Raw genomic sequence first — 9,278 nt, 5'->3', positions numbered from 1 at the left:
CGCCGTCCCGCAACTCGATATCGAGGCGCGACGGAAACCAGTGCGCCGACTCGTCCGGGTCGGTCGCGAACTGCCAGACGCGCTCGACAGGGTGGGGCCACCGATCACGGTGGCCGCCCCTCTGGCATGTGTCACAGACCCCGGCGCGGACCCGGCGGAAGCGCTGCCGGTACGGGGGTCATCCCGGTGTCATGGAACCGCCCGAGCGTCCCGATCCGCTGCCACTGTGGCGGCTGCGGATGGTCACCGCCGTGCCGGGCGCTGTAGGCGCCCGCGCTGTACGCGCTGTACCAGTTCCCTCCGTACGACCCCAGACCGTGCGTGCCGGTGCTGAACGGGGTCGTCTCGAAGGCGACGAACCCCAGCGCCTCCTCACCGCTGCGGTCACCCGGCAGCGTGCGGAAGGCCTTGACCCACTCCGCGTGGAGCGAGTCGTAGATCGGCGTGGCCGAGGGCCCGCCTGAGGCCTCCTGTCCCGTCCGAGCGGACGGAACAGTGGAGAAGGACGGCCGGCGGGGCGGAAGGTCGTATGCGTGCACGTATGTCCAAACGACCGGGTTACTAAAGAGATGCGGTCGAATGGCACCCCGTCAGGGCCCGGGGCTGCATGGATATGGGGCTACCGCCGTGTGGCCGCGAACAACCACGGACACCCCGCGGCCGCCGGCTCGGCGGAACTCCCCGCTCTCCCTGGCGCCCTCAGACACCCGCGAGGGGAAGCGCCGCGGCCACCAGCTTCCCGTTCGCGGCCGCCTTGTCCAGCGCGTCGCGCAGCAGGTCTTCCCGGGGCTGCCGTCCGATCGACCCCACCGGTGCGGCGAACATCAGCACCTGCTGGTGCTTGTTGGCGGCCGCCCGCCACCCGTCGGTCACCTGCAACGGGTGATGGGCCTGCCACCAGGCCACCGGCTGCCCGCCGTTGCTCCCCGGCTGCAGCACCGCGTGCAGCTGACCCACCGCCAGCAGCACCGACCACCCGTGCAGCACCGGCGGCACCGCGGCCAGCTGCGTCACCGGCATGAAGCCCTGCTCGATGAGGAGCGGCAGGAAGTCGTCGCCCACCCCGTCCGTGCCCGGCCGCACGATCGCTGAGGTCGGCTCGACGACGAGCGCGGGGTGCAGCTCCCCGGCGATCAGCACGAGGCCGCTGGTCACCCCGAGCACCGCCTGCTCGGGCATGGACTTCTGGGGCCCGCCGCCGGGCGCGCTGTCACCGTTGATGGAGCGGACCGCGCCCTGCAGCTGATCCTCGGTGACCTGGACGACCTGCGAGGGCAGGCAGCCGGCGTGGGCGAAGGCGAGGACGGCGGTCTCGTCCCCGATGAACAGGACGGTGCTGGTGCGCTCCTGTTCGGAGTCGCCCGGGGTGCGGCAGGAGGTGCAGTCGTAACTGCCGGGGGCGTTGTCTCCGGCGAGCAGCCGGTCGGCTTCTTCGTCGCCGATCTCGGCGCGTACCTCGTCGCTGACGTCGAGCATGCGCGGCACGGTGGCTCCCTCGGGATGCGTGCGTGAAGGCCCGGGTGGCTCCCGGTCCGTGAGCCCCAGGGGGTTGCGGGCTCATGAAGAAGACAACGGGTGATCTGTGGTGGTGGTCACGCATCCGGGGGATCGGGATCCAACCATCCACTGCACAGTGTCACTCCTGGTGCGGATTTCGATACTCACCGTCAACTCTTCGCAAGCCAAAGGAGTTTGACGTGGTGAACTGAATCACAGATCCATCGATCCAATGGTCGACAAATCATGAAATCAGGGAATGTAGTGGGTGTCCGAAAATTGCCGCTACCCCCGGTAACGCTGAACTGGCCTGGCCTGACGGCGAGTTGGTTGATTTCGGGCGTTCCCGATCTCTAGATTCCTCCGCCGTGTGCAACGAGCACCGCTCGGGTACGTCCGCCGGCCGGCACCAGGCAGAGCACCACCGCAGTACCGGCCGTGGCGGACGGGGCGAGCGCGAGAACCGCGTCCATCGCGCGGGGACCGCGTCCCGCCTGGGGGAGCCCGGGTACGTGGAGAGGGAAATACATGTCCGAGTGTGCCGATACCACCCGTGAGACCGTCACCAAGAACGGCTCCCGCAAGGGCCGTACGACGGCGGCCCTGGCCGGAGCGGCGCTGCTCGCCCCGCTGGGTCTGCTGGCCGCGACCGGCAACGCCGAGGCGGCGGGCAACGGGGTGTGGGACCGCATCGCCCAGTGCGAGAGCGGCGGCAACTGGCACATCAACACCGGCAACGGCTACTACGGCGGACTCCAGTTCTCCGCCTCCACCTGGCGCGCGTACGGCGGCTCCGCCTACGCGGCGACGGCCGACCAGGCCTCCAGGGAAGCGCAGATCGCCGTCGCCGCCAAGGTTCAGCAGGCCCAGGGGTGGGGCGCGTGGCCGGTCTGCTCGGCGCGGGCCGGAGCGGCCGGGTCGGCGCCCGAGAGCGCCTCGGCGACCACGAACAGCGGCACCGAGTCGGCCGGCAAGTCGACCACCGAGCCGACCACCACGAAGTCGGCCCCTGTGGCGAAGAAGCCGCAGCGCCCGACGACCCACACCGGCCGTGACTCCGCCCGGGGCGACTACACGGTCCGCGAGGGCGACACCCTGAGCGAGATCGCCCAGCGCCACGGCACCACCTGGCAGCGCCTGTACGCCGCCAACGAGGATGTCATCGGCGGCGACCCGAACCTCATCGTGCCCGGGCAGCGCCTCGCGCTCTGACACGCGCCCCTGCCCCGCACCGTCACGCCCCGCCCGGTCCGACCGGGCGGGGCCCGCTGCGTTGTGAGGGTGATTCCCCTGAGGGCGGGAACGCTTCGAGTTCCCGCCGCCGGAACCGGGCCGGCCCGGGGCCGTACGGGGGTTCTGTGCCGAACCGGTGAAACTCTTATGCGGTGTCAGCTTCCGCTGTGGCTGGCGGATTGGGAATGGATTGGGCTTCCGCTGAGCGCCCCTGATCCTTACTTCCGGCTCTTTCCGGCGGGCTTTTCGGAAGACCCTACCGGCATCTGAGAATTGCACTGGAATGCGCCAGGAAGGCGTACTGAACCGCTCATACGTGTGACAGAGTTCGACTGAAACGCGTGTCGTGATTCTGTGACAGAAGCGTGACCGGATACGGACCGGGGACTTCGCCGCCCGTTCTCGACTTCCGTCCCCGCCGGAAGCGGCCTAGCGTGGCCGCATGGCACCGAATCCGGCTCCGCCGAAGGAGCCCCAGGACAGCCCGCAAGGGTACGTAGGCCTCGACGCGGGCGACGCGGAACGACTCGCCCGGCAGCGGGGGTGGTCGGCGGTGCGCTCACTGCCGCCGGGCGCGGTCATCACCATGGAGTACCGGGTGGGACGGCTCAACTTCGAGGTACGCGACGGCGTCGTGGCACGCGCCTGGAAGGGCTGACCGCACGACGCCGAAGGCCCCGGTTCCCGCAGTGGGGAACCGGGGCCTTCCGCGCGCGGGGGCCGGCTGTGCGTACCTGGGCCCCGCTGTCGCGTCGGTACGGCCTTCAGCCGCCCGTCAGCGGGCGGGCCGCCTGGACGGCGCCGCCGCGCGGCTGACGCTCCGGGTGCGGCGGGCGGCGGCTGCCCGCCGGGGTCACCGGGGTGCGCTCCGAGCGGGCCGTGTGCGGGCCGGGCGCCAGATGGATCGGGGGCCGGGGCGAGCGGGCCAAGGAGACCGGCTCGCGCTCCGGTGCCGGCGCGTCCTCGGCGGGCGCCGTACGCGGCTTGAGCGCCACCGGCGCCACCGGCGCCGGAACCGGCGCGGGAACGGGGACCGTACCGCCGCGGCGGGCGCGCCAGCGGTCGCGCAGGTCGAAGAGCCAGGTCTCGGCGCCGGCGATGAACGGCTCGCACCACGGCAGCGCCAGCAGGATCAGCAGCCCCGCTGCCCAGCCCAGCAACACGTCGCTCAGCCAGTGCGTACCGAGGTAGACGGTGGACATGCCGACGCCGAGCGAGGTGACCGCGGAGGCCGCGGAGAGCCAGCGGCGGGCTCTCGGGGTGGAGGCCAGATACGCCAGAATTCCCCAGGTCACCACCGCGTTGGCGGTGTGGCCGCTGGGGAATATATCGCCGCCCAGGCCCATCTCGTTCGAGCCGATCACGGTCGCGTAGTGCGGTCCGAGGCGCCCCATGCCGAGCTTGGCGGCGCCGACCGTGACGTTGAGCAGCAGCAGTGCGACGCCGAGGTTCAGCAGTGGGCGCAGGGTGTGCTGCCGCCACGAGCGCCAGCCCAGCCAGGCCGCGACCATCACGGCGGTCGGGCCGCGCTGGCCGAGGACCACGTAGTAATCGACGAACCAGTGGATTCCCGACCACTGCTGGTACGGCCGGAAGAACATGACCTGCCAGTCGAGCCGGACCAGCCAGGACGTGATCACGACGGCCCACACGATCGCCAGGTAGAAGGCGAGGGTCGCGGTGAACAACACGACCCGGTGCCGGCTCATCTTCGGCACATCAATGTGGGCCGGTCGTTCCGGCTCACGGTCCAGCCTGGCGAACACCCGGTCCAGACGGGTGAGGTTTCGTTCGGTACGCACCCAATCGACGTTACAGCGAGTGAGCTCTGTTCCCGGTCGAAACTGCGGCTTTGTGATGACGATGTGATGTGGGAAACCTCTCAGGAGGCCTCCGAATTCTAAGGATTCAGTAATAAGCGGTGGGCCTGCCCTTCAATTCCTTTGATCATGCCGGGCGGCCGTTTTATGGCACTTATGAATTCGTTAACCAAAGCGTGGTGTGGAATCCTCCGGCTGCTCACCTTCCCGACGGCGATGATCATGGCGGTCCGGAGCCGTTCAGCCAGAACGCGCCATACACCGCCGAGGCCGCCGCGACGCCTGCCGTGACCAGCACCGAACTGCTGGTGCGCGACCGGGCGAGGGTCCGGGCGAGCGGCAGCAGCACCGGGAAGGCCGGCATCAGCAGGCGCGGCTTGGAGCCGAAGTAGCTCGACGCGCACAGGGCGAGCGCGAGGACGACACCCGTGTAGACCAGCAGGGGAAGCGGCTGCCGCTGTCGGACACCGATCACGTAGAGCCACAACAACAGGCAGACGGCGGCGATCAAACCCGCTCCGGCCAGGGCGGACGGAAACGACGTGAACTTGTCGCCGACGAAGCGGGCGAACGCGTAGCCGCCGTCGAAGCCGTTTCGCCAGCCCGCCTGGACGTCCAGATAGCCGAGCGGGCCCTTACCGGTGCGGTGGCCGACCCACAGGACATAGGCGGCGGCGCCGACGGGGGCGAGGAGCATGCCGAGGACACGGCGCCAGGCAGGTGCGCCGGAGGCGTGTGCGCCGCTTGCGCTGCTTGTGTCCTGAGGGGCGCGTGCTGCGTCAGGTGTGCCGGCGGTACGCGGAACGCGCCCGGCGCGGACGGCGCTGGGCGATTCGGGGGCGCGTCCGCCATCCCGCGCGCCGTGCGCATGGTTCTCGCCACCGGCTCGCACGCCCCCGCTCAGATCCCGCACGAACGAGACCACCCCCGCCGTCCACACCGCCACCACGACGGCCAGCCCCACCGGCCGGGTCAGCCCCGCCAGCGCCGCCAGCGTGCCCGCGGTCACCCAGCGGCCCGTCAGCACGGCGTACAGCGACCACGCGGCGAGCGCCGTGAACAGCGACTCGCTGTACGCCATCGACTGCACGATCCCGACCGGCAGTACGGCCCACAGCAGCACCGCGCAGACGCCCACCCGCGGGCCGTAGACGAAGTCGGCGACCGCGAAGATCCCCCACGCCGCGGCGAGCGAGGCGAGCAGGCCGACCGTGAGGCCCGCGCCGGCGTACGACAGGGGCGTGAGCGCGTGCAGCAGGCGCTCCAGCCAGGGCAGCAGCGGGAAGAAGGCGAGGTTGGAGTGGACGTCGCCGTTCGGCAGCCGCACCTCGTAGCCGTACCCGAGCTCGGCGACCCGCGTGTACCACAGTGAGTCCCAGCGCGCCGTCAACAGCGTGTAGGCGCTCTTGCCGCGCGCCGCGCTCCACACGGCCAGCACGACCAGGCCGAGGGCGCGTACGGCCGCGTACCCGAGCAGGGCCGGCGCCGCCCGGCGCGGGGCCGGGACACGCGGTGCCGCCACGGGCGTCTCAAGATCGGTCACGGGCTCGATTATCGACGGTTCACGGAACGGGAGGACTCGTCCGGGCGTGGTACGGAGCGGGCTCAGTGGCGTACGCCACACGAGTTCTGTGGAGCGTGTGAGAGGTCCGCCACGTGCCGCGGGAACGAACTCGCGTACGCTGACGTGTCACTCGCGTTCGTATGCGCGGGCCGGAGACCCCGCTCCTCTCCGGCCGTACGACGGGGAGACCCCGCCCCGCCGATCCGCCCACGCGAGGGATCATCTGGGAGGTACGTACATGTCCGGGACGACCACGGCTGCCGTACGGCCGCGCCGTCGGGCGACCGGGGCCGGTGCCGGTGCCAACCGCTGGGTCGTCCTCTTCGTCCTCTGTGTCAGCCTGCTGCTGGTCGCCCTCGACGCGACCGTGCTGCATGTCGCGGTGCCCGCCGTCACCGAGGACCTCAAGCCCGGCGGCATGGCGCTGCTCTGGATCGTCGACGTCTATCCGCTGGTCTGCGCCTCGCTGCTGATTCTCTTCGGCACGCTCGGCGACCGCGTGGGCCGGCGGCGCGTCCTGCTCCTCGGATACGCGCTGTTCGGCGTCGCCTCCGCGGCGGCGGCCCTCGCGCCGAGCGCCGAGGCACTGATCCTGGCCCGGGCGCTGCTCGGCGTCGGCGGTGCGATGATCATGCCGGCGACGCTGTCGATCCTCCGGCAGGTCTTCCCCGACCGCCGTGAACGGGCCCTCGCCATCGGCATATGGAGCGCGGTGGCGGCGGTCGGCGCGGCCGTCGGCCCCCTCCTCGGCGGCTTCCTGCTCGAACACTTCTGGTGGGGCTCCGTCTTCCTGGTCAACATCCCGTTGATGCTGGTCAGCCTCCCGGTGGGACGGCTTCTCCTCCCGGAGTCACGCGGCGACCGCAACGGCCCCTGGGACGTCGTGGGCGCCCTGATGGCGGCGGCCGGTCTGTTCGGCGTGGTGTTCGCCGTCAAGCGGCTGGGCAGCGGCGAGCCGGCCGCCGACGCGCTCACGGTGGCGCCGCTGGTGCTCGGCGGGCTGCTGCTGTTCCTGTTCGTACGACGGCAACGGCGGCGTGCGTTCCCGCTGGTGGACCTGAGGATGTTCGCGCGGCCGGCGTTCAGTACGGCGGTGGGCTGCATCGTGCTGGCGATGCTCGCGCTGGTGGGTCTCGAACTGATCGCCGCGCAGTATCTGCAACTGGTGCTGGGCCTGTCTCCGCTGCAGACGGGGCTACGACTGCTGCCGCTGACCCTTGCCGCGATGGGGGCAGGGCTGGCCGGGGCGCGGCTGCTCCGGCGCTTCGGGCCGCGCCGGATGGTGTGCTTCGGCTTCTGCCTGACCGCGGCGGCGGTGCTGACGCTGACGGCGATGGACGGGGTGGACAACGCGGGACTGCTGGTGTTCGGCTTCGTGCTGCTCGGCTTCGGCCTGGAGACCACGCTCTTCGGGGCGTACGAGTCGATGCTCAGCGAGGCGCCGGCGGCACAGGCCGGTGGGGCGGCGGCGATCGGCGAGACCTCGTACCAGCTGGGCGCGGGCATCGGGATCGCGCTCCTCGGCAGTGTGATGAACGCGGCCTACGCGCCGGGGCTGTCCCGGGTGCCCGGGGTGCCGGAGCCGGCGTCCGCCGCGGCGGGGCATTCACTGGGCGAGGCCTACGACGTCGCCGGACGGCTCGGCGGACCGACGGGCTCGGCGTTGCGCCGGGCGGCGCGGGACTCCTTCGTACACGGTCTGCATGTGACGTTGCTGGTGAGCGCGGGTCTGCTGTTGCTGGGGGCGGTGATGGCGCTGCGGTTGCCGCGGGCGATGCAGTGCGAGGAGGCGCCGGTGGAGGTCCCCGCCCCCAGGGGCCCCCAGAGGTCCCGCGTCTCGGCGTGACCCGGCCTTCCCCAGGCACGCACTACCCGTGCGTGCGGGTGGTGCGTGGGCGGGAGAACAGGGAGACTGCGCGTAGCCTGTTGTAACTAGCGGTGCTAGTTTTTGGGAGGGTTCTCATGTCCGCGTCCGTGAAGCTGCCTGCGTTCGACCCCGGTGACCCGCTCGGCATCGACGATCTCCTGGAGCCGGAGGATCTCGCCGTACGGGAGACCGTGCGGAGCTGGGCGGCGGACCGTGTGCTGCCGTATGTCGCCGAGTGGTACGAGAGCGGGGAGCTGCCGGGCATCAGAGAGCTCGCCAAGGAGCTCGGCGGGATCGGGGCCCTCGGGATGTCACTGACCGGGTACGGCTGCGCCGGCGCGTCCGCCGTGCAGTACGGGCTCGCCTGTCTGGAGCTGGAGGCCGCCGACTCGGGCGTCCGGTCGCTCGTGTCCGTGCAGGGGTCGCTGGCCATGTACGCGATTCACCGGTTCGGGAGCGAAGCGCAGAAGCAGCGGTGGCTGCCGTCCATGGCCGCCGGTGACGTCATCGGGTGCTTCGGGCTGACCGAGCCGGACCACGGCTCCGACCCGGCATCCATGCGGACGCACGCCAGGCGCGACGCCGCCGGCGACTGGGTGCTCAACGGACGCAAGATGTGGATCACCAACGGGTCGGTGGCGGGCGTCGCCGTCGTATGGGCGCAGAGCGAGAACGGGATCCGGGGGTTCGTCGTGCCCACCGACACCCCCGGGTTCTCGGCGCCGGAGATCAAGCACAAGTGGTCGCTGCGGGCGAGTGTGACCAGCGAGCTGGTGCTGGACGACGTGCGGCTGCCGGCGGACGCCGTACTGCCCGAGGTCACCGGCCTCAAGGGACCGCTCAGCTGTCTGTCGCACGCCCGCTACGGCATCGTCTGGGGCGCCATGGGCGCGGCACGCAGCTGCTTCGAGACGGCCGTCGACTACGCGAAGTCGCGGGAGCAGTTCGGCAGGCCCATCGGCGGCTTCCAGCTCACCCAGGCCAAACTCGCCGACATGGCGGTCGAACTGCACAAGGGGATCCTGCTCGCCCATCACCTGGGGCGGCGGATGGATGCCGGTCGCCTGCGTCCCGAGCAGGTCAGCTTCGGCAAGCTCAACAACGTGCGAGAGGCGATCGAGATCTGCCGTACGGCACGGACGATCCTCGGGGCGAACGGGATTTCGTTGGAGTACCCCGTGATGCGGCACGCGACCAACCTCGAGTCGGTGCTCACCTACGAGGGCACCGTCGAGATGCATCAGCTCGTGCTGGGCAAGGCGCTCACCGGGCTCGACGCCTTCCGGTGACCCTGCGC

At 70.9% G+C, this 9,278-nt stretch carries 8 protein-coding genes and 1 pseudogene; 4 read left to right on the top strand and 5 right to left on the bottom strand.

Going from position 1 to position 9,278, the window contains the following annotated elements; genetic code table 11:
• The 3 genes and pseudogenes from ABZ396_RS13920 to ABZ396_RS13910 all read right to left on the bottom strand — a co-directional run.
• Positions 1-100 (bottom strand): annotated as a pseudogene (locus tag ABZ396_RS13920) (toxin); the annotation flags it as partial.
• A 31-nt stretch (positions 101-131) separates the two neighbouring features.
• A complete protein-coding gene (locus tag ABZ396_RS13915; RefSeq protein WP_358925195.1) occupies positions 132-539 on the bottom strand; it encodes a hypothetical protein in 408 nt (135 codons plus the stop codon).
• A gap of 160 nt (positions 540-699) precedes the next feature.
• A complete protein-coding gene (locus ABZ396_RS13910) occupies positions 700-1,485 on the bottom strand; it encodes a hypothetical protein (RefSeq protein WP_358925193.1) in 786 nt (261 codons plus the stop codon).
• A 540-nt stretch (positions 1,486-2,025) separates the two neighbouring features.
• On the opposite strand from ABZ396_RS13910, the gene ABZ396_RS13905 reads away from it, so the two are divergent.
• Together ABZ396_RS13905 and ABZ396_RS13900 are read left to right on the top strand one after the other, a co-directional pair.
• The gene (locus tag ABZ396_RS13905; RefSeq protein ID WP_358925191.1) at positions 2,026-2,709 is read left to right on the top strand and encodes a transglycosylase family protein; all 684 of its coding nucleotides are present in this window, start codon (positions 2,026-2,028) and stop codon (positions 2,707-2,709) included.
• A 463-nt stretch (positions 2,710-3,172) separates the two neighbouring features.
• A complete protein-coding gene (locus ABZ396_RS13900) occupies positions 3,173-3,388 on the top strand; it encodes an I78 family peptidase inhibitor (protein WP_358925190.1) in 216 nt (71 codons plus the stop codon).
• Positions 3,389-3,494: 106 nt separating this feature from the next.
• Here the strand turns inward: ABZ396_RS13900 and ABZ396_RS13895 are convergent, their stop codons facing one another.
• Positions 3,495-4,532: a phosphatase PAP2 family protein gene (locus ABZ396_RS13895; protein WP_359184613.1), complete on the bottom strand. Its 1,038-nt coding sequence runs from the start codon at positions 4,530-4,532 to the stop codon at positions 3,495-3,497.
• 238 nt (positions 4,533-4,770) lie between these two features.
• Complete coding sequence (locus tag ABZ396_RS13890) at positions 4,771-6,093, bottom strand: mannosyltransferase family protein (protein ID WP_358915571.1); 1,323 nt, start codon at positions 6,091-6,093, stop codon at positions 4,771-4,773.
• 259 nt (positions 6,094-6,352) lie between these two features.
• Between ABZ396_RS13890 and ABZ396_RS13885 the strand changes: the two genes are divergently transcribed.
• The gene (locus ABZ396_RS13885) at positions 6,353-7,960 is read left to right on the top strand and encodes an MFS transporter (RefSeq protein ID WP_358915569.1); all 1,608 of its coding nucleotides are present in this window, start codon (positions 6,353-6,355) and stop codon (positions 7,958-7,960) included.
• A gap of 116 nt (positions 7,961-8,076) precedes the next feature.
• The gene (locus ABZ396_RS13880; RefSeq protein WP_358915567.1) at positions 8,077-9,270 is read left to right on the top strand and encodes an acyl-CoA dehydrogenase family protein; all 1,194 of its coding nucleotides are present in this window, start codon (positions 8,077-8,079) and stop codon (positions 9,268-9,270) included.
• The last annotated feature ends 8 nt before the right edge of the window (positions 9,271-9,278 follow it).

This window comes from Streptomyces sp. NPDC005866, assembly GCF_040629895.1.
Taxonomy (GTDB): Bacteria; Actinomycetota; Actinomycetes; order Streptomycetales; family Streptomycetaceae; genus Streptomyces.
The sequence above is the reverse complement of the archived record's forward strand: the minus strand, read 5'-3'. Positions and strand labels throughout refer to the sequence as shown.

Excerpts from the sequence above, each read along its gene's own strand:
- ABZ396_RS13900 (WP_358925190.1), top strand. The coding sequence starts at position 3,173 with ATGGCACCGAATCCGGCTCCGCCGAAGGAGCCCCAGGACAGCCCGCAA.
- ABZ396_RS13880 (WP_358915567.1), top strand. The coding sequence starts at position 8,077 with ATGTCCGCGTCCGTGAAGCTGCCTGCGTTCGACCCCGGTGACCCGCTC.
- ABZ396_RS13905 (WP_358925191.1), top strand. The coding sequence starts at position 2,026 with ATGTCCGAGTGTGCCGATACCACCCGTGAGACCGTCACCAAGAACGGC.
- ABZ396_RS13885 (WP_358915569.1), top strand. The coding sequence starts at position 6,353 with ATGTCCGGGACGACCACGGCTGCCGTACGGCCGCGCCGTCGGGCGACC.